General features: G+C 45.1%; 21 protein-coding genes. 4 read left to right on the top strand and 17 right to left on the bottom strand.

The window, feature by feature from the left end:
* Positions 1-10: 10 nt before the first annotated feature.
* Positions 11-628 (top strand): high frequency lysogenization protein HflD, encoded by a 618-nt coding sequence (gene hflD / locus R7O12_RS05595; protein WP_005378194.1) that lies wholly within the window; start codon positions 11-13, stop codon positions 626-628.
* 153 nt (positions 629-781) lie between these two features.
* Positions 782-2152, top strand: coding sequence for an adenylosuccinate lyase (purB, locus tag R7O12_RS05590; protein ID WP_262627719.1), 1371 nt, complete (start codon positions 782-784; stop codon positions 2150-2152).
* Positions 2153-2285: 133 nt separating this feature from the next.
* On the opposite strand, the gene R7O12_RS05585 is transcribed toward purB, so the two are convergent.
* From R7O12_RS05585 to htpX, 9 genes are all read right to left on the bottom strand, one after another.
* Positions 2286-2819: a DUF3833 domain-containing protein gene (locus R7O12_RS05585; protein WP_017821713.1), complete on the bottom strand. Its 534-nt coding sequence runs from the start codon at positions 2817-2819 to the stop codon at positions 2286-2288.
* A complete protein-coding gene (locus R7O12_RS05580; protein WP_017821712.1) occupies positions 2819-3412 on the bottom strand; it encodes a chalcone isomerase family protein in 594 nt (197 codons plus the stop codon). Before R7O12_RS05580 ends, R7O12_RS05585 begins: the two co-directional genes overlap by 1 nt.
* Positions 3372-3884 carry a DUF2878 domain-containing protein gene (locus tag R7O12_RS05575; RefSeq protein WP_042522066.1) on the bottom strand — a complete coding sequence of 171 codons (513 nt, stop codon included), beginning with the start codon at positions 3882-3884 and terminating at the stop codon, positions 3372-3374. Before R7O12_RS05575 ends, R7O12_RS05580 begins: the two co-directional genes overlap by 41 nt.
* A gap of 6 nt (positions 3885-3890) precedes the next feature.
* Positions 3891-5147, bottom strand: a complete 1257-nt coding sequence (locus tag R7O12_RS05570) for an SAM-dependent methyltransferase (protein WP_238765127.1) — start codon at positions 5145-5147, stop codon at positions 3891-3893.
* Positions 5141-5959 (bottom strand): DUF1365 domain-containing protein, encoded by an 819-nt coding sequence (locus R7O12_RS05565; protein WP_025766884.1) that lies wholly within the window; start codon positions 5957-5959, stop codon positions 5141-5143. The genes R7O12_RS05570 and R7O12_RS05565 overlap by 7 nt, the downstream gene beginning before the upstream one ends.
* A gap of 1 nt (position 5960) precedes the next feature.
* On the bottom strand, positions 5961-7271 hold the full coding sequence (locus R7O12_RS05560; RefSeq protein WP_318104640.1) for an NAD(P)/FAD-dependent oxidoreductase: 1311 nt from the start codon (positions 7269-7271) through the stop codon (positions 5961-5963).
* Positions 7272-7283: 12 nt separating this feature from the next.
* A complete protein-coding gene (locus R7O12_RS05555) occupies positions 7284-8009 on the bottom strand; it encodes an SDR family oxidoreductase (RefSeq protein WP_025766886.1) in 726 nt (241 codons plus the stop codon).
* On the bottom strand, positions 8006-8425 hold the full coding sequence (locus R7O12_RS05550) for a nuclear transport factor 2 family protein (protein ID WP_005378211.1): 420 nt from the start codon (positions 8423-8425) through the stop codon (positions 8006-8008). Before R7O12_RS05550 ends, R7O12_RS05555 begins: the two co-directional genes overlap by 4 nt.
* Positions 8426-8634: 209 nt before the next feature.
* The gene (htpX, locus tag R7O12_RS05545) at positions 8635-9504 is read right to left on the bottom strand and encodes a protease HtpX (RefSeq protein ID WP_005388085.1); all 870 of its coding nucleotides are present in this window, start codon (positions 9502-9504) and stop codon (positions 8635-8637) included.
* Positions 9505-10014: 510 nt separating this feature from the next.
* On the opposite strand from htpX, the gene R7O12_RS05540 reads away from it, so the two are divergent.
* Positions 10015-10182: a hypothetical protein gene (locus tag R7O12_RS05540; RefSeq protein ID WP_005378215.1), complete on the top strand. Its 168-nt coding sequence runs from the start codon at positions 10015-10017 to the stop codon at positions 10180-10182.
* An 82-nt stretch (positions 10183-10264) separates the two neighbouring features.
* On the opposite strand, the gene bioD is transcribed toward R7O12_RS05540, so the two are convergent.
* The 4 genes from bioD to bioB are packed head-to-tail and all read right to left on the bottom strand — an operon-like array spanning position 10265 to position 13959.
* The gene (gene bioD, locus R7O12_RS05535; RefSeq protein WP_005388086.1) at positions 10265-10951 is read right to left on the bottom strand and encodes a dethiobiotin synthase; all 687 of its coding nucleotides are present in this window, start codon (positions 10949-10951) and stop codon (positions 10265-10267) included.
* Positions 10948-11769 carry a malonyl-ACP O-methyltransferase BioC gene (bioC, locus tag R7O12_RS05530; protein ID WP_005388087.1) on the bottom strand — a complete coding sequence of 274 codons (822 nt, stop codon included), beginning with the start codon at positions 11767-11769 and terminating at the stop codon, positions 10948-10950. The genes bioD and bioC overlap by 4 nt, the downstream gene beginning before the upstream one ends.
* Positions 11769-12920: an 8-amino-7-oxononanoate synthase gene (gene bioF, locus R7O12_RS05525; protein ID WP_064376604.1), complete on the bottom strand. Its 1152-nt coding sequence runs from the start codon at positions 12918-12920 to the stop codon at positions 11769-11771. The genes bioC and bioF overlap by 1 nt, the downstream gene beginning before the upstream one ends.
* Positions 12907-13959: a biotin synthase BioB gene (gene bioB / locus R7O12_RS05520; RefSeq protein WP_005378222.1), complete on the bottom strand. Its 1053-nt coding sequence runs from the start codon at positions 13957-13959 to the stop codon at positions 12907-12909. The genes bioF and bioB overlap by 14 nt, the downstream gene beginning before the upstream one ends.
* Positions 13960-14089: 130 nt before the next feature.
* Between bioB and bioA the strand changes: the two genes are divergently transcribed.
* Positions 14090-15370: an adenosylmethionine--8-amino-7-oxononanoate transaminase gene (gene bioA, locus R7O12_RS05515; RefSeq protein ID WP_017634395.1), complete on the top strand. Its 1281-nt coding sequence runs from the start codon at positions 14090-14092 to the stop codon at positions 15368-15370.
* A 69-nt stretch (positions 15371-15439) separates the two neighbouring features.
* Here the strand turns inward: bioA and R7O12_RS05510 are convergent, their stop codons facing one another.
* The 4 genes from R7O12_RS05510 to lolA form a co-directional block, all read right to left on the bottom strand.
* Positions 15440-15706, bottom strand: coding sequence for a DksA/TraR family C4-type zinc finger protein (locus R7O12_RS05510; protein ID WP_005437185.1), 267 nt, complete (start codon positions 15704-15706; stop codon positions 15440-15442).
* A gap of 196 nt (positions 15707-15902) precedes the next feature.
* Positions 15903-17210 (bottom strand): serine--tRNA ligase, encoded by a 1308-nt coding sequence (serS, locus tag R7O12_RS05505; RefSeq protein WP_005378225.1) that lies wholly within the window; start codon positions 17208-17210, stop codon positions 15903-15905.
* Between the two features lie 91 nt (positions 17211-17301).
* Positions 17302-18657 (bottom strand): replication-associated recombination protein A, encoded by a 1356-nt coding sequence (locus tag R7O12_RS05500; protein WP_318125678.1) that lies wholly within the window; start codon positions 18655-18657, stop codon positions 17302-17304.
* A complete protein-coding gene (gene lolA, locus R7O12_RS05495) occupies positions 18658-19284 on the bottom strand; it encodes an outer membrane lipoprotein chaperone LolA (RefSeq protein ID WP_005388103.1) in 627 nt (208 codons plus the stop codon).
* Positions 19285-19318 lie beyond the last annotated feature (34 nt).

The following is a 19318-nucleotide window of genomic DNA, read 5'->3' as shown; positions in this document are numbered from 1 at the left end:
GAGTCGTTACGTGGCGAATACACTTTATGACCGTACTATCGCTTTCGCTGGGATTTGCCAAGCTGTTGCTTTAGTTCAACAGGTAGCGAGAAACGGACATTGTGATCAAGATGCTTTTGAAACATCAATCAACGCTATTTTGAGCACGAACCCTGCTAACACAGTTGGCGTATTCGGTCGCGAAGCCGATCTAAAGCTCGGCCTAGAATGCTTGGTTAAAGGGATTGATAGCACACCATCAGGCAGTGAAATTACTCGTTACATTATTAGTTTAATGGCGTTAGAACGTAAGTTAAGCTCTCGTAACGATGCTATGTCTCAGCTTGGTGATCGTATTCAAATGGCCAAGCGTCAGTCAGAGCACTTTGAGCTACTAGACGATCAAATGATCAGCAATTTAGCGAGCATCTATCTGGATGTCGTTAGCCCTATTGGCCCACGCATTCAAGTAACGGGCACGCCATCTGTACTGCAGCAGACGGCAAGCCAACACAAAGTTCGTGCGCTGTTGTTATCTGGCATTCGTAGTGCAGTTCTTTGGCGTCAAGTTGGTGGTAAGCGTCGCCACCTAATCTTCGGGCGCAAGAAGATGGTAGAGCAAGCACAAATCCTTCTTGCTCGTCTGTAGTAAAATATCAAATAAGCAGCTCGCGTTTATCGCGAGCTCATTTTTTTCGACTAAAACAAATCTCGCGCAAACGTTTGCGCAATATTCGTGACAATTGCCACAGTTATTGGTATAAAGCTCACGAAATTTAGAAACCCAATTCAGGAGAACATCATGGAACTGTCAGCATTGACTGCTGTTTCACCAGTAGACGGCCGTTACGGAAGCAAGACAATTGCGTTACGCGAAATTTTCAGTGAATACGGTCTACTAAAGTACCGTACTATCGTTGAAATCCGCTGGCTACAAAAGCTTGCTGCTACTGCTGAAATTGCAGAAGTGCCAGCGTTTAGCGCAGAAGCAAACCAATTCCTAGACGACCTTGCTGCAAACTTCTCTGAAGAAGATGCACGCCGTATCAAAGAGATCGAGCGTACAACTAACCACGACGTAAAAGCGGTTGAGTACTTCCTAAAAGAGAAAGTAGCAGACGTTCCTGAACTGCACGCAGTAAACGAGTTCTTCCACTTCGCATGTACTTCTGAAGACATCAACAACACATCACACGCTCTAATGCTTAAAGAAGCTCGTGATAACGTGATTCTTCCAGAAATCCGTAACCTAATCGACGCTATCAAAGCACTAGCAGTGGAATACCGCGACATTCCTCTTCTATCTCGTACACACGGTCAGCCTGCTTCTCCATCTACTATGGGTAAAGAAATGGCAAACGTGGCGTACCGTATGGAGCGTCAATTCAAGCAAATCGAAAACGTTGAGATCCTAGCGAAAATCAACGGTGCAGTAGGTAACTACAATGCACACCTTTCTGCTTACCCAGAGCTAGATTGGCACAAGTTCTCTGAAGAGTTCATCACAGAGTCTCTAGGCGTAACTTGGAACCCTTACACAACTCAAATCGAACCGCACGATTACATCGCTGAGCTGTTCGACGCTATCGCTCGTTTCAACACTATCCTGATTGACTTCGACCGTGACGTTTGGGGTTACATTGCACTAGGCCACTTCAAGCAAAAAACTATTGCTGGTGAGATCGGTTCTTCAACAATGCCTCACAAAGTTAACCCAATCGACTTTGAAAACTCAGAAGGTAACCTAGGTCTTGCGAACGCTGTATTCGGCCACCTAGCACAGAAACTGCCTATCTCTCGTTGGCAACGTGACCTAACTGACTCAACGGTTCTACGTAACCTTGGTGTTGGTGTTGGCTACGCTATCATCGCTTACACTTCGACACTTAAAGGCATCAGCAAGCTAGAAGTAAACCGTGAAGCGCTTCTTGCTGAACTAGACAAGAACTGGGAAGTACTAGCTGAGCCAGTACAAACCGTTATGCGTCGTTACGGCATCGAGAAGCCATACGAGAAGCTGAAAGAGCTAACTCGTGGTAAGCGTGTAGACGGCGAAGCAATGCGTAACTTCATCGACGGTCTTGAGCTTCCTGAGCACGAGAAAGCACGTCTGAAAGAGATGACACCAGCGAACTATATCGGTCAAGCAATCGAGCTGACAGATAAGCTGTAATACTCCTGTAACGACCAGATACTTAAAAGGTTGACGCGAAAGCGTCAACCTTTTTTAGTTAGGAGAGTTAGGTCGGGAGAAAATAATTTTAGTTATATGGAATGGATTATTAATTGAAGATCAGCCCCATTTGTTATGGCAGCTTTTGGAAGAACAAGGTTATTGTTCCTACTTCCACACCAAACTTTTTTATTTTCGTTAGATTGAAAACGTGTCTGTCATCCTGACGATAAAGCCAATCATCAAAAGCAACCGTCACTGATGAATCCTCCATTTGTAGCTCAAAGTCATATTGCCACTGTAGCGCATTGCCCTGCTCTTCCCCTGTTGCCACACCTATAATATCGTCTGCCTTACCTTCATAACGACCGTCTTCTAATCTAGTGATAACCCAAATTCGCTGGTCCACCTCTCCGTCATCAAACACGAAGTCTTCCACCAGCGTCAGCGTATCACCCGCTACAGTACCCACTATATCGACTTCAAAGCGACGCGTTTGCTGTCCGGTATAATCTTGCACCATCCCCCACGCCTTTATGTCGCCTTCGAAATAACCGAATACGTCAAAAGTCGGTTTAGAAGAGCGGTAATTATCAATGTCTGCGGAACATGCCGAAAGAAAAACAGCTGCCACTAAAGTCGCTGATTTAAAAATTCGTTTAAACACTATCTAACCTGCCCTATCAATTGTTTTCGGAGTTTCGGAAATTCTGTGTTGGGTGATAACCATATAGCCAAAAATGCATCGTTCATTCGTTCGTCTTCAATGATGCCAACGTTCTTTACTTGCACGTCCCCAACCTGCTTATAAAAAAGCTGACCAGATTTTCCATCTGTTAGATAAGTAAGCTCGTCACCTTTTTGAATATCAGGAAACATACGATCGAGCTCGCTGATCCAAGCTTTTCGATATGAGTCCGTAAAACCCAATTTCGCCCACTGCTCATCCGTCACATCAAGCAGCTGTTGCTTACTGATGTCTCTCTTGTAATTAATTTCCAACGCAAGGGGATGTGGCGATACGTCATCGCTTACGATGAACTTTCCATCAGGCGCTTTTAATCTTGAGTGATAAATATCGAAGATGAACCAAGTAAGTTGGGCTTCTCCAACAGTTTTCCATCCCTTCCAATTCGCAATGTTGCTAGCAGCTTCGCTGTTTCCAACAGGTTGAGCTTGCAGAGCAAAAGAGCCAGTTACTATTACCAACGCAAGCAGCCTAGTCAGTCTCTGAGTTAAGTCTCTCTTCAAGCTTTTCATTTCCGTACACCTTGAGTATCAAGAGCATCATGACGCACCATTCGACAAACAACATTGCCAGTGTAGCGCCAGTGCTAAATCCAAATTCAACGGCTTGGAGCTTATAGCCAGCAAAGTAGCTCGCTGTTCCTCCGAGTCCGCCTACTATTGATACGTAGGTTTTTGGGAAACGGTACAAAATTGACTTGAGTTGATAGGCATACCAGGCGAACAGAATCCAAAGGCACAAAAGCCAAAGGGGTAACCATTGAGTGGCAAACATGAAAATTGAAAATTGCTGATTTAATGTATCAAGCACGAGACCAATCGTGGCGATAACACCAATACTTTTGAGCGAAGATGCGTCAGTTTTCAAACAATATAGTAGGGTTGCCAAAGTAAGGAATAACGTCACCCATTGCCATTGATAGGTTCCAAGCACCGCTGCAAACCAGCAGAGTTGGAACCATGTCGAAGCAAGAAACACCTTCATAACGAACTACGGGCGTTGAAACGTCATGTGAACGGCACTGATCGTGCGAGCCAAAAAGCCACCTTCACAGTAGCTCAAATAGTAGCGCCACATACGCACAAAGCGGTCGTCGTAGCCAAACGAGCGCACTTCATTCTCTGCTCGATTAAAACGTAAGTGCCATTCGTTCAGCGTCTTGGCGTAGTCCAAACCAATATCGAACAAGTCTCGCGTCACTAAGTCACTGTACTTTGTTGTTGCTTGGGTTAGTGAGGTTACCGACGGTAAAAAACCACCCGGGAAAATGTACTTTTGGATAAAGTCGACGTTGTTACTGTAGTAATCGTAACGCTGATCGGCAATCGTAATCGCTTGAATCGCCATCAAGCCACCAGTCTTCAATAAAGACTCACAGACCTTAATGTACGAAGGCAGGAATTGTTTGCCCACAGCTTCAATCATTTCAATAGAAACGAGCTTGTCATAAGTGCCGGTTAGGTTTCGGTAATCTTCTTTGAGTAGAGTGATTTTGTCTTCTAAGCCACGCTCTTTGATTTTTTGCTCCGCGTACGCGTGTTGCTCTTCAGATATCGTTGTTGTGGTGACCTGACAACCGTATTGTTCAGCCATGTAAATCGCCATAGCGCCCCACCCAGTGCCAATTTCAACAACATGATCGGTAGATTTCAGCTCAAGTTGCTGACATAGACGATCCATTTTGTTGATTTGAGCCTGCTCTAGAGAGTCATCCGCATGATTGTAAAGCGCCGACGAGTACAGCATATTGGTGTCAAGGAACGCTTCGTATAGGTTGTTACCCAAGTCGTAATGCGCATGGATATTTTTACGTGAGTTCTCTTCAGAATTTCTGTTTGACCAATGGCTGAACTTGTACAGTATTTTAGTCAACCAACTGCCTTGCTCTTCGAGTTTATCTAGAGCACGCATGTTAAGGGCCATCAGTTTCATTAATGAGGTTAAATCGGGGCTATCCCACCACCCATCCATATAAGCCTCACCAGCAGCAATACTGCCGCCCTGCAAGATCCGTGAATAAAAGCCTGGATGTTTTACCTCTATAGTAGCGACAACAGGTTGACCACTGTACTCCCCATTTGGCGCACTAAAACGCTCGCTTCGCTCTGTCGTTTCCGTCTTAAAACTTTCAATAACTGTTAAGCAGCCGATTTCCATTTTTTGCAGACATTGAAAAATAACTCCGCGAGCCGCTTTTTGCGTTGTCGTCAATTTACGCGGCAATGTCATAGAACTAGTATTTAACATGCAGAATTCTCCTTGTGCTTTTTATTTTTTTTGTCTGTTTTTTCAGTATCGGCTTCTATTTCTTCATGCGTTGAATATTTAGGATGAGAATAAAAAGGTGCGCCTTTCACCCAAAGTTTTAATGCGTGCCAATAAATACCAACCATTACTTTTACCGTTTGTATTGGTGTAACGATCAAACACCTCAATAAGGTTTTGCTTGAAAGTGGCTTGGCTTTCATAACCATGGTGGCATCAAAGTGTTTCTCTCCTTTGTGACATTCAAGATGAATATTCAACTTGTCTGTCAAAGGTTTAATTCTCCAGCGGTAGAGTTGGTCAATCGGGTTGAATGGTGAAACATGGAATGCTTTAACTTGTTCCCAACCAAACTTTTCTTCTTCTTTATCTGCTGACACCACGTAGTAATGTCGTTCATTCCAAGGAGTGTTACTCACCTCTGCGAGGAGATACTTCCATTCTCCTTCCGCGTTATAAACGTAGTAGAAATTAACGGGACTGAAATAAAGTCCTAGATAACGCAAGTGACAGACTGCGATTACCTTGCCGGTACAGCGAACACCTGTCAGTTCTTCAATTTTGCTGTGCACTGCCGACTTGACGCTACCTTCACCAATGTAATCACTGCGCTTGAAGCGAGCCCAATGCCACCAACGCGAACCAAAACCCCATACTTTTTTCTCTAAAGCATCGATCTCGTCTACATCAATGGCGGGCATAAATAAAGAGTAGTTCAACTCATGATTCACCGGCGTGAATCGACGGTGACGAACGTTGCCTATAAACAATCGGCTGTTCATTTGGCTATCCATATCACGCTGCGCCTTTTTCGAAAGGAACCACATTTTGTTCGCGGTACTTTTCTTCTAGTTCTTTCACAACATCAAGCGCGCTACGCACGCCATCTTCATGAAAACCGTTGTACCAATAAGCCCCGCAGAACCAGGTACTTTGTTTGCCCTGTATCTCATCTTTGCGCTGCTGCGCTGCAATAGACTCAGTGGTGAATACTGGATGATGATAAGTGAACGAACGCAAGACTTTATTTGAGTTAATTTGCTCAGTACTGTTCAACGTTACACAAAACGTGTGTTCTGATTGAATATGCTGAAGAATATTCATGTTATAAGTGAGCGAAGGGAGGCGTTGCTGTTCCTCTTCACTTCCTTCCAATAGGTAGTTCCATGATGCCCATGCTGCCTTACGTTTTGGTAGTACGGCAGAGTCGGTATGAAGAACAACTTCATTTGCTTGGTATGTCATATCCCCCAAGATTTCCTGCTCAATTGGGCTGATATCCTCTAGCGTTCTCATTGCTTGATCACTGTGACAAGCAAAGATAACGTCATCAAACCAATGTGTTTCTCCGCGAACTTGAACGCCAACCCCTTTTTCGTTGCGAACCACTTTTTCGACAGGACTATTAAGACGAATATTCTCGACAAAGCCTTTAGTCAATGGTGGAATGTATGAACGTGAACCACCTTTAATCACATACCATTGTGGTCGGTTAGTCACATCTAGCAGACCGTGGTTGAGGAAGAAACGTAAGAAGAACATAAGAGGGAATACGCGCATGTCAGCCAAAGTCGACGACCAAATCGCAGCGCCCATCGGTAATATGTAGTTATCGGTAAAGAAAGCACTGAATTTGTGTTCGTCAAGGAACTCACCTAACGTCTGAGAGTGCGTGGACTGCTCGCTAGCGAAGCGCTTGGCAAGTTTATTGAAACGAAGTATCTCGAAGATAAATCGATAAAATTTAGGGTTTGCCCAGTTACGTTTTTGAGCAAACAATGTCGACACTGTGTGGCCGTTGTACTCTAGTCCGTTCCCATCATTTCTGACACTGAAGCTCATTTGAGTCGGCAGACCTTCAACGCCAATCTCGCTCATCATTTTAATGAAATTAGGGTACGTACGGTCGTTATAGACGATGAACCCAGTATCTATCGCGTATTCTTTACCATCAAGGCTCACATCAACGGTTGCAGTATGGCCACCGATGTAATCGTTCGCTTCAAACAGCGTTACATCATGTTCTTTATGCAAGTAATAACCACAAGTAAGGCCAGAGATTCCCGTTCCCACAATCGCTATCTTCTTTCTTCCTGCTGTTTTCATTTTTATTCCTTCTTATGATACGAGTTTAGCAGTTAGGCGAGCTTGCCAACTGTATGGAAGTAACGAGATAAAACGTAAAATACTGGTAAATCTCGCCGGGAAATAGATATAGGTCTTGTTGGCGGCTAACTGCTTCCTGATAGAGTCCGACGCTTGCTGAGTAGAAATGATCATTGGCATTTCGAAGTCGTTTTTGTTAGTCAACGGCGTTTCAACAAAACCAGGAAACACCGTTACCACTTTGATCCCTTTCTTTTTCAAGTCGACGGCGAGCGTGCGTGCAAAATAACTGACTGCCGCTTTGGATGCGCCGTAAGCTTCAGCACGAGGCAATGCCACTTCTGATGCGATAGAGCCAACAATAACAATGCGGTGCCCTCTCTCTAAATGCACTTGGCAGCCTTCAACGCAGTTGGCAACACCGACAACATTTACGTTCATCACACGCGCCATGAGTTTCGCGTCGACCACTCCCTCATCCATGTACTCACAATCGCCTGCGTTAAAAACCCATGTGTTTGGCGTAAATGGCAAATTAGAGAGCGCCTGCTGAGTTTCCTCATAATTTGTCACATCAAACTGCAATGTATGAATTTTGGAGGAAACTGCCTCCAGTTCTGCAAGAACATCTTGATTCCGACCACAAGCAATCACATTCCATTCTGAGTTCGCGTAATCTAGGGCAAGCTGCCTTCCTATTCCGGAGGTGGCGCCTGTGATTAAGATGGTGTTGTTCATTGTCCTAACCTCTGCTTGATGGTTTTAACGACTGAACCAAGTAACGGTAAATGCTCATAGAGCATCTCTCCGAGATCAAAATAGTCTCGGTGATAAATGACCTGACCTTCGCTAAATTTGAGGTGCGAAACACCATTGACGAGAATAGGCGCACCCTTCTGAAGTTTGGGATGCTGAAGGTCCATTGTCCAAGTTAGGAAGCCTGTATCTCCGACTTGTTGATGCTCATGGATTACAAAATCACAACTGATGACGTTGGCATATAATGAGGTGAAATAATCCGAAAGTGCTGGCCATCCTTCTAAACGATGCGCTGCGTCCTCAAATACTACATCTTGGTGATATATATCCTTAAGCAGATGTAAGTTCGCTTTGTTGAGCTTTTGATAGATATTGCCAACAGACTGTATGTCCATTTTTTACTCCTACACGCCCATTAAGTTGTACAAAATTATTATATGTACAAGATAGTTCATTCCACCAAAGTTGTACAAAAATAATTTTGTATAACTTTATTTCTGTAAGTAGTACGTGATGAAGTTCGCACGCGATCAATCGGCGAAAAAAAAGGCTTGGTCAAAACCAAGCCTTTTCAGCAGATTAACAATTATTTAAGTAGGAACAATTAGTATTGCTGGCCTCGCAACGCTGCAATACGTTTATCTAGCGGAGGGTGGCTCATTAATAGCTCAGTCAGCGACTGCTTGCCATTGATACCAAACGCCATCATGGTGCCATCCAGTTGAGATTCATGACTCACCTTCAAACGCTCTAGAGCCGCAATCATTTTTTCTTTGCCAACGAGGCGCGCAGCACCAGCGTCCGCGTGGAATTCGCGATGACGGCTGTACCACATAGTCAAGAAGCTAGCTAGGAAACCAAATACCAGTTCAAGCACCATGGATACGCCAAAGTAAACCATCATATTTGTACCTTGGCCTTCTTCATCATCGTTCGATGCCACGATATTGGCAATAAAGCGTGATAGGAAGATAACAAACGTGTTCACGACACCTTGCATCAACGTCATCGTGACCATATCACCATTTGCAATATGGCTCACTTCGTGTGCAAGTACTGCCTCTGCCTCATCACGAGTCATATTGTGTAAAAGACCAGTAGAAACGGCGACAAGAGAGTCATCTCGTTTTGCACCTGTCGCAAATGCATTGATATCTGGTGAATCATAAATAGCCACCGTTGGCATACCAATACCCACTTGTTGAGCTTGACGACCCACAGTTTCGACTAACCAATGCTCCGTTTCGTTGCGCGGGCTTTCAATGACCATACCACCAACCGAGCGTAGCGCCATACCCTTTGACATCATCAACGAAATAAATGCGCCACCAAAACCAAATACAGCAGCCATTACAAGTAAACCTGACAGACTGCCTGGTTGCATTCCAGTTACAGCGTAAACAATATTCAGAACAACACTAAGCACTAGCACGACAGCTAGGTTAGTTGCTAGGAATAACATAATTCGCTTCATTACTTTTCTCCGAGGAAGCTTATCGTTTTTTTTAAAACGGATTGTTATAAGGAACAAATGGTAATCGCTATAAAAGCCAATTCCGTTGATTTTCATGTTCCGTGCGTTATAGATATAGTCTATCCGCGATAAAAACAAGGTTAAGCAATAAATTGCAACATTTGTTTTCGGGACTGAAATATTTAATTCAAGCGATTTCAAAACATGCTTTGGTAGGAGCCGGAACCTCCGTTCATATACATTTATCAAAATGATAAAATAAGCTCTGAGCTACCCATCATCTATTGATAGATGATCTTGGTGTTAAATCTATCACCTCTTAGCAACTTAGCTAGAAATTTTTTAATAGACCAAAAACAGTACGTTAGCTCTGCTATAGACTTTGGTCTTATTGTGCGGCTACATGGACATGCTAAATTCGAATGAGATGAACAAAACAGAGCCACTCTAAGTACATTGCAAAAAGTGCATTGGGTGAGCTCAAAAACTCCATGTATTGAGGGAAAAACCATGGTAGAAACTAACGACTATCAAATGGCTATTGATTTACTACGTTGTCACCTAGGCATCTCAGAGGACGAGGCAAAGCAACAACTTGGTATTTCAACCGATCATCATATGTCTCAGCGTGTTGCAGAAACACAACAAGCATTGATGGGGCTCAGCCAAGATAAGTAATCTGACTTTTTAGGTTACACCAACAAGAAAGGGCTGCATTGCGCAGCCCTTTGGGTTTTTTAGTCTTTTATCCTAAACACCATTAGTCAGTGTTTAGCAACGGCTCTACATTAATGTACTTGCCTAGCTCTTTGCGTTTAGCACTTGGAATATATGGAATTTCCCCAAGCTTAGGTGCATCGATACGTGCTTCTAGCATCTCGATAATGTCAGCGTAGTGCTCTGTGCCTGGGTTGACGCGGTTTGCCACCCAGCCAACAAGATTCAAACCATCCGCTTTAATACTCTCCGCTGTGAGTAAAGCGTGGCTCAAACAGCCTAATTTAATGCCAACCACCAGTACAACAGGTAACTGCTCTTCTTTTACCCATGTAGATAAACAGTCCGTATCGGATACTGGCACACGCCAGCCTCCAGCACCTTCAACGAGAACAACATCGGCTTGCTGCTTATGTTGAGCCAGTTTTTGACTCAGAACATCGTAACTTATTTCGACATGTTCATGCTTCGCTGCAATGTGGGGAGAAGCAGGCAACTCTAAAGCGTATGGGTTCACATCATCATAGGCCACATCGAGTGTTGCGACGTCTTGTAAGTGTAAAGCATCAGAGTTGCGCCATCCCGCTTCAGTCTTGTCACTCCCTGCTGCCACTGGCTTATAACCAATAGTGTTTAGTCCTTTTGCTGCGATCGCTTGCAAAATGGCTTTAGACGCTACCGTCTTTCCAACATCAGTATCCGTACCAGCAATAAAAAAAGCATCAATCATAGATGTATTACTCCAAAACAAACCTGATAACTTGCAGGTAGAAGACCTTGATCGTTTTTAAACGCTTGGTACGCATGCTCAACTTTTAACAAAGTCTCGCGACTAGTTAAACCGTGTGAGCGCCCGCTTACGTGATTTGCACCTATACCTTTGAGGTCACGCATAACTGAAAATGCAGAGTCGTACCAAACTGTGATGGTGGTCAAGTCTAGTTGATGGCTGTCACATCGAGATTGCGCTAACGCAATTTTTACCTGATTGAGCGTTAGAAAGTTATTGACGTGTTGATATGCATCAATTTTTTCCCATGATGCACGCAGCTCATACAGTGATCCATCAACCAGTGTAGAGAACCACGCTTTCCCACCATTTTTTAGCACGCGGCGCACTTCTTTTAGTGGGTAACTTAAATCTGTACACCATTGCAGCGCTAAACTTGAAAACACGTAATCGAAGCTATCATCGTCAAATGGTAAGTTTTCAGCATCAGCAACTTGGTAGTGCATTCGTACTGCACCACAACGCTGCTCTGCTTTATCTAACATGGCTTGAGAGATATCTCCGCAGACTACTTCCGCACCGCGTTGTTGAAGTAGTTGGGAGAAATAACCCGTGCCACAACCTAAATCCAATACACGTTTTCCCGTCAAGTTTTCAGGAAGTTTATCAAGCAGCTGATGCCCGACATCACGTTGAAAAGCCGCATGTTTATCGTATGTTTCTGCTGCTTTACCAAACGAAGAGGCAATCGCGTCTTTATCTTGATGGAAACTCTCTAACGCGAGCGTTTGCGCTAATGCGGTAGTTGCATTATCCATTACAGCGCTCCTAATGCTTGCTTCAATGCCATTGAAAGCGTTTTAACTTGTTCGTTGGTGTGATTGGCAGTGAGTGTGATTCGAAGGCGAGACGTCCCTTTAGGCACCGTCGGTGGTCGAATAGCGGTAACCCAAATGCCGTTTTGGCGACAAGCGCTCGCAACCTGCAAAGCCAGTTCAGATTCACCAATCACAAACGGCTTAATCGAAGTCTGAGTCTCAACAAAGCCCTCCAGATCGCTGAGGCAGTCTCGATACACTTCACTAAGCTCTGAAAGCTTTTCACGTCGCCAAGACTGCTCTTGAACGATAGAAACCGCATGCGTTAGCGCATAGGCTTGTGCCGGAGGCATCGCTGTGGAATACACATGGTGACGAGCAAACTGAGTTAAAAAGTCCCCCGTTGCGTGGTCACATAAAATAGCCGCGCCAGACATACCAAACGCTTTGCCGAAAGTAACGATCAGTATCTCGGGTTTAACCGTTGCCAACTCACAAGAACCACCACCGGATTGACCAAGAACGCCAATACCATGAGCGTCATCGACAGCAAACCAAGCATCATGACTACGAGTGACTTCAGCTATATCGCTAAGCGGCGCACAGTCGCCGTCCATGCTGAATACCCCTTCAGTCACAACTAGATGGTTGTCTTCGCTATTAATCAGCGACTTTAGGTGCTCGATGTCATTGTGTTTGAAGCGCTTCATCTTAGCTGGTGACAACGCCCCCGCTTCCATCAGTGAGGCATGGTTCAAACGGTCTTGGATCAATACGTCTGATTTTTCCAACAAGGTGAACAACAAGGCTTGATTAGCACTGAATCCAGAACCAAACAGAATTGCTCTGTCGTAACCCAACCATTCGGTCAGTGCGGCTTCTAAATTGCTGTGCGCGGCACTAAAGCCAGTCACCATCGGTGATGCTCCACTGCCACTACCATATACGCTTAAACCTTGCTGCCAAGCCCGAACAAGCGCTTGGTCATTAGCCAATCCCAAATAATCATTACTTGAGAAATTAATGTAGCGTCTACCTTCGTGTTCCAAAACGGACTGGTTACCGGCAAACACCACATTCATAGAACGATTCAACCCTTGCGTTTTACGCTCAGCAAGGGCGGACTCGATACGAGATTTAAACGCTGGCATCGTAGAAAAGGTCGTCTTTTGTCGGACGGGCAGCAACGCGCTCTACGACGCGATCGAGTAACTCGTTTTCTTCGATTTCATCAGGCTTTTGAGACACCTCTTGGCTGTTAATACCGAGCTTGTTGAACAGCATCATGTCTTTGTCTTCAGAAGGGTTTGGCGTGGTCAGAAGCTTGCAGCCATAGAAAACGGAGTTTGCACCCGCCATAAAACACAGCGCTTGCATTTGTTCGTTCATGTTTTCACGGCCAGCGGATAAACGAACGGCTGATTGAGGCATCATGATTCGTGCAATCGCAATCAGGCGAATGAAATCGAAAGGCTCAACATCATCCACTTCTTCCAGTGGTGTCCCCTTTACCTTCACGAGCATGTTGATTGGAACGCTTTCAGGGTGTACCGGTAAGTTAGCCAATTCAACCAACAAACCAGCTCGGTCGTTAGCACTTTCACCCATGCCGATGATGCCACCGGAACAAATCTTCATGCCAGCATCACGAACGTGAGACAAAGTATCTAAACGGTCTTGGTAAGTACGTGTGGTAATGATGTTGCCGTAAAATTCAGGTGAGGTATCTAGGTTGTGGTTGTAGTAATCCAGACCTGCGGTTGCCAATTGCTTTGCTTGATCTGGTGTCAACATACCTAATGTCATACACGTTTCTAAACCCATGCCCTTCACACCTTTGATCATGTCAGTCAAATGCGGCATGTCACGCTCTTTAGGGTTTTTCCATGCAGCGCCCATACAGAAACGAGTAGAACCAGCATTTTTGGCTTTTTGCGCAGCATCGAGTACGCGTTCTACTTCCATCAGACGCTCTTTTTCGATGTCTGTGGTGTAACGAGCACTCTGAGGACAGTACTTACAATCTTCTGGACAAGCACCTGTCTTAATCGACAGAAGCGTGCTTACTTGAACATGGTTGGTTTGTTGATATTGACGATGTACAAGCTGCGCTTCGAATAGGAGATCCATGAATGGTTTTTCCATGAGATCGCGCACTTCAGCATGCGTCCAGTTATGACGAACTTCCACGTGTATTCCTTTAGTCACTTTTGTTGTTGTGTTGACAGTCTACTGAGTCTCGATAAACTGTCAACACAACACAAAAGAACAAAGTTTACATCTGTTTATTTTTTAACCTCAATTATTATTGGAATCGCACATGGATCTCGCCTTCGACCGCCAGCATATCTGGCATCCCTACACTTCGACATTGACACCTCTGACCTGCTACCCAGTAGCATCGGCAAATGGTGTTCACATTAAATTGGAAGACGGTACTGAGCTGGTCGACGGCATGTCTTCTTGGTGGTCGACGATCCACGGCTACAACCATCCGCATTTAAATCAAGCCGCTCACCAGCAAATCGATCAGGTCTCTCACGTGATGTTTGGCGGGATTACCCACCAGCCAGCAATCAGTTTGTGTAAGAAGTTGCTATCCCTAACCCCAAGTAATCTTGAAAATGTATTCCTTGCCGATTCAGGCTCCGTTGCCGTAGAAGTCAGCTTAAAAATGGCACTGCAATATTGGCATGCAAAAGGCGAACGCCGACCGAAGTTTCTTACTTTGCGACACGGTTATCACGGCGATACGTTTGCGGCGATGTCGGTTACCGATCCCGATAACTCAATGCACTCTCTCTACAAAGGCTTTTTGCCTGAGCATATCTTTGCGGAGTCACCAACTTGTGGTTATTGGGATGAATGGAAGCCAGAAGACCTCACCGACTTCGAGCACAAGATTGAGACGCACCATAAAGAACTTGCTGCGGTGATCCTAGAGCCTATCGTTCAAGGCGCAGGCGGCATGCGTATCTACCATCCAGAGTTTCTCAAAGGCGTGCGTAGGCTTTGCGACAAATACGGCTTGTTATTGATTGCAGATGAGATCGCAACCGGATTTGGGCGTACCGGTAAATTGTTTGCCTGCGAACATGCAGACATTCAGCCAGATATTTTGTGTGTCGGGAAAGCACTCACTGGAGGCTACATGACCCTCTCTGCAACTCTGGCGAGCAAACACGTTGCGGATACCGTTTGTGGTGGTGATGCAGGTTGTTTTATGCATGGCCCAACGTTTATGGGTAACCCACTTGCCTGTGCTGTTGCAACTGCAAGTTTGGAATTGATTGAGCAAGGTAACTGGCAACAGCAAACCCAACAAATCGAAGCGTTGTTTTCTGAGTTACTACCAAAACTTGAAGAATACGACTTGGTGAAAAACACCCGTTGGTTGGGCGCTATTGGCGTAGTGGAAACGTATCGCCCTGTGAATATGGAAACCATCCAAGCCTTGTTTGTTGAACACGGAGTGTGGATTCGTCCATTTGGCAAACTGATTTATATGATGCCGCCGTTCATCAGCAAGCCAGAAGATATTGAAAAGTTAGTGAATGCGATTGATGCTGCGTTACAACGTAAAGACTGCTTCGCTTCATAGTTCAATTCAATACGAAAACGGTTTGAGTATGAGACTCAAACCGTCTCGTTATTTATTAGAGCAGTAAAGCTATCGAAGTTGACTGTCTTTACTCGCTCGTCGATTGAACAATGCTTGGCGTTGAGATACCAATTCGATTGTTGACTGACATTCGATACACAAACGAACGCCTTTCATTGCAAGACGACGCGCTTCTGGAATCTCATCACCACACTCATCGCAGTAATGGGCGCTCTCACCCTTTGTGATACTGCCACGAACACGGGAAATCTCGTCGTCTATTGTGTTTTGAATTTGTTGGCTGACGCTATCGTCGTTTGCCCACCCTACGGCCATAAGCCCTCCTCGTTACTTGAATGAGAAAATCTACTTACCGTGGTAAGGTGGACGATTATATCGATTACAAATAACAAGATAATTAGGGTAAATTCGAAAACACTATTGCAGCCTAGTAATAATCAATTTTCACTCGACGCAGATAACAAAAAACCCAGCACTAAGGCTGGGTTTTGGTGTTCTAGTGGTTAATGAATTAACCGATGTGCGTTGCGCCCGCCATGTACTTCTGAAGTACTGTAGGGATTGCAATGCGGCCGTCTGCTTCTTGGTTGTTTTCTAGGATAGCAACCATTGTACGACCTACAGCTAGACCAGAACCGTTTAGCGTGTGTACAAGCTCAGGTTTCTTCTCGCCTTTACGACGGAAACGCGCTTGCATACGACGAGCTTGGAAGTCCCACATGTTAGAACATGAAGAGATTTCACGGTAAGTTTCTTGAGCAGGAACCCAAACTTCTAGGTCGTAAGTCTTACGAGCGCCGAAGCCCATGTCACCTGTACATAGAACCACTTTACGGTAAGGAAGCTCAAGAAGTTGTAGAACTTTCTCAGCGTGACCTGTTAGCTCTTCTAGTGCGTTCATTGAATCTTCTGGCTTAGTGATTTGTACTAGCTCAACTTTGTCGAACTGGTGCATACGAATCAGACCACGAGTGTCACGACCGTAAGAACCCGCTTCTGAACGGAAACATGGCGTGTGAGCTGTCATCTTAATTGGTAGATCCGCTTCGTCAGAAATCGTGTCACGAACTAGGTTCGTTACAGGTACTTCTGCAGTAGGGATTAGAGACAGTTTACGTGGCTCTTCGTCGTTTACTTTTTCCGCTAAAGGCTCAGTGTGGAAAAGATCTTTACCGAACTTAGGAAGCTGACCAGTACCGAATAGGCTGTCAGAGTTTACTAGGTAAGGTACGTACATTTCTGTGTAGCCGTGCTCTTCAGTGTGAAGATCTAGCATAAACTGAGCGATTGCACGGTGTAGACGAGCGAATTGGCCTTTCATCACGATGAAACGTGCGCCAGTGATCTTAACTGCACTTGCGAAGTCTAGACCGTCGCCCATTTCGCCTAGGTCAACGTGATCTTTCAGTTCGAAGTCGTAAGACTTTGGCTCACCCCAACGAGAGATTTCAACGTTGTCGTTTTCATCTTTGCCATCTGGCACTTCATCTGCTGGGATGTTTGGTACAGAAAGCGTGAATTCGTCTAGTTGAGCCATTACTTGCTCAAGTTCAACTTTCTTCGCATCAAGATCGCTACCTAGCGTACCGATTTGTTTCTTGATCTCTTCTGCGCCTTCTTTGTCGCCAGCCGCCATTTTTTGGCCGATTTGCTTGGAGATGGAGTTACGCGTGGATTGTAAATTTTCTACTTCTACTTGAATGGACTTACGTTGTTCTTCAAGTTTACGAATAGTATCTACGTCTAGCTTAAAGCCACGACGCGCCAGTTTAGCAGCTGTTTCATCCAGCTCTGTACGAAGTAATTTAGAATCCAGCATTGTTAATCCTATGCTTTTTGTTGTGAAATCACGCGCACTTTCCAAGCGTACGCGTTAAAAAAATTTACTAAACAAATGTATCCAAAAACGCCTACTTTTCATAGCGCTTTTGTGGGCTATTTGCGTCTAAAGTAGCCAAGTAATTTAACTTTTCGCCGATTTTGGTCTCTAGACCACGATTTGTCGGCTGATAGTACCTACGATCGCCCATTTCAGGCGGCAAATATTGCTCACCGGCTGCGTAAGCACCAGGCTCATCGTGAGCATAACGATACTCTGCCCCATAACCCATGTCTTTCATCAAACTGGTTGGTGCATTTCGAAGGTGATGCGGCACTTCATATTCAGGTAAGTTATGAGCGTCCGTGAGCGCTTGTTTCCAAGCAACGTAAACGGCATTACTCTTTGGAGCGCACGCGAGATAAACAATAGCTTGAGCAATCGCACGTTCACCTTCTGCTGGACCAACGCGCGTAAAACAGTCCCACGCGGAGAGTGCCACTTGCATGGCTCTAGGGTCCGCATTGCCGACATCTTCCGATGCTATCGCAAGTAATCGACGGGCAATGTAAAGAGGATCACATCCCGCTGCAATCATACGTGCAGCCCAGTAAAGCGCAGCGTCCGGGTTTGAACCACGAATGGATTTGTGGACCGCAGAGATTAAGTCGTACCAGATATCACCTTTGTTATCGAAGCGAGAGACTTTCTCCCCTGCCACTTCAGCCAGCAACTTAAGCGTGATCTCTTTTTCACCTTGCGCATTGTCTTCTGCCATGTCGTAGAGCAGCTCAAGATAATTGAGAGACATGCGAGCATCACCGTTTACCAGTTCTGCTAGGCGGTCTAATACGTTATCAGCGAAGTGTGCAGGTGTATTGCCCAAGCCACGTTCTTTATCGCTGATCGCTTGGTTCAGCGCCAGTGAGATTTCATCTCTATCAAGAGACGTCAGCTTGTAGACACGTGCACGTGACAGCAATGCGTTGTTTAACTCAAACGATGGGTTTTCTGTCGTCGCACCAATAAAGGTAACCGTGCCATCTTCGATATGCGGTAAAAACGCGTCTTGTTGAGATTTGTTGAAGCGATGCACCTCATCCACAAATAAGATGGTGCGGCGGCCCGCCATTTTGTTCTCACGTGCTTTCTCGATTGCAGCACGGATTTCTTTCACACCAGACGTTACCGCAGACACACGCTCTACTTCAGCATTGGCATAGTTTGCAGCCACTTCCGCTAATGTCGTTTTGCCTGTGCCTGGTGGTCCCCAAAGGATCATAGAGTGAATGTGACCCGCCTCTAGCGCACGGCGCAGTGGCTTACCGGGGCCTAAAATGTGCTGCTGTCCGATGTATTGTTCGATCGTTTCCGGTCTCATACGAGCAGCAAGGGGACGAAAATCTTCGTCCCCCGAGAAATCTAATGTGTAATTACTCACTACCAATTAATTCCTTTGGTCATCCACTTCCACACCTTTTGGAATTGTGAATGTGAATCTGTCTGCTTTTGGTTTACCCAGCTTCACGTTGTTAAAGGTGAACAAACCTTTTTGACCGTCTTGCTCAACCACGTTGAAGCCTTTCACCACACCTTTGGCATCAATATTAATCTGGAATTGACCTTGTGTGGAGTCTACTGCGGTAGGAATGAGAGTGAACTGGTCACCTTTTTGAGATATTTTGTAGTTATTCCAATCACTTGCTCGGTTACGCGTTAGCAAAACAAATGGCGTTTGCTCTGTTGCTTGCTCTTGCCAGTAGATGCTCACTTGCTCGATGAATGGGCTGTAGTACCACAATGTCTTACCGTCAGAGACCAATAGGTTCTCATCGGGGAATGTTGTACTCCAACGGAACAGGCTTGGGCGAGCGATTTCAACCGTACCTTCTCCTTCCATCACCGTTTCGCCTTCAGGGCTGATAACCTGCTGAGAGAAATCCGCACTGAAGCCATCATTCATAGAAAGGCGTTTGTTTAATTCATCTTTAGGAGATGCTGCGTGTGCGGTAGAAAAGAGGGAAAAGCTTAAAACAAGCGCAGAGAAAAGTTTCGCTGAAAATAGTTTTTTCATTCAGATACCTATTATTAGAACCACTCACCTCAGT

The sequence above is a fragment of the Vibrio sp. Vb1574 genome (assembly GCF_033338675.1).
The sequence above is the reverse complement of the archived record's forward strand: the minus strand, read 5'-3'. Positions and strand labels throughout refer to the sequence as shown.

Bases quoted from the DNA above. Each gene is read 5' to 3' on its own strand.
- bioF (WP_064376604.1), bottom strand. From the start codon at position 12,920: ATGCCAGCGTTTAAATCTCGTATCGAGTCCGCCCTTGCTGAGCGTAAA.
- R7O12_RS05560 (WP_318104640.1), bottom strand. From the start codon at position 7,271: ATGAAAACAGCAGGAAGAAAGAAGATAGCGATTGTGGGAACGGGAATC.
- R7O12_RS05580 (WP_017821712.1), bottom strand. From the start codon at position 3,412: ATGAAAAGCTTGAAGAGAGACTTAACTCAGAGACTGACTAGGCTGCTT.
- R7O12_RS05570 (WP_238765127.1), bottom strand. From the start codon at position 5,147: ATGTTAAATACTAGTTCTATGACATTGCCGCGTAAATTGACGACAACG.
- R7O12_RS05575 (WP_042522066.1), bottom strand. From the start codon at position 3,884: ATGAAGGTGTTTCTTGCTTCGACATGGTTCCAACTCTGCTGGTTTGCA.
- htpX (WP_005388085.1), bottom strand. From the start codon at position 9,504: ATGAAGCGAATTATGTTATTCCTAGCAACTAACCTAGCTGTCGTGCTA.
- serS (WP_005378225.1), bottom strand. From the start codon at position 17,210: ATGCTGGATTCTAAATTACTTCGTACAGAGCTGGATGAAACAGCTGCT.
- bioC (WP_005388087.1), bottom strand. From the start codon at position 11,769: ATGGATAATGCAACTACCGCATTAGCGCAAACGCTCGCGTTAGAGAGT.
- lolA (WP_005388103.1), bottom strand. From the start codon at position 19,284: ATGAAAAAACTATTTTCAGCGAAACTTTTCTCTGCGCTTGTTTTAAGC.
- R7O12_RS05550 (WP_005378211.1), bottom strand. From the start codon at position 8,425: ATGGACATACAGTCTGTTGGCAATATCTATCAAAAGCTCAACAAAGCG.
- bioD (WP_005388086.1), bottom strand. From the start codon at position 10,951: ATGATTGATGCTTTTTTTATTGCTGGTACGGATACTGATGTTGGAAAG.
- bioA (WP_017634395.1), top strand. From the start codon at position 14,090: ATGGATCTCGCCTTCGACCGCCAGCATATCTGGCATCCCTACACTTCG.
- R7O12_RS05540 (WP_005378215.1), top strand. From the start codon at position 10,015: ATGGTAGAAACTAACGACTATCAAATGGCTATTGATTTACTACGTTGT.
- purB (WP_262627719.1), top strand. From the start codon at position 782: ATGGAACTGTCAGCATTGACTGCTGTTTCACCAGTAGACGGCCGTTAC.
- R7O12_RS05555 (WP_025766886.1), bottom strand. From the start codon at position 8,009: ATGAACAACACCATCTTAATCACAGGCGCCACCTCCGGAATAGGAAGG.
- R7O12_RS05510 (WP_005437185.1), bottom strand. From the start codon at position 15,706: ATGGCCGTAGGGTGGGCAAACGACGATAGCGTCAGCCAACAAATTCAA.
- R7O12_RS05565 (WP_025766884.1), bottom strand. From the start codon at position 5,959: ATGGATAGCCAAATGAACAGCCGATTGTTTATAGGCAACGTTCGTCAC.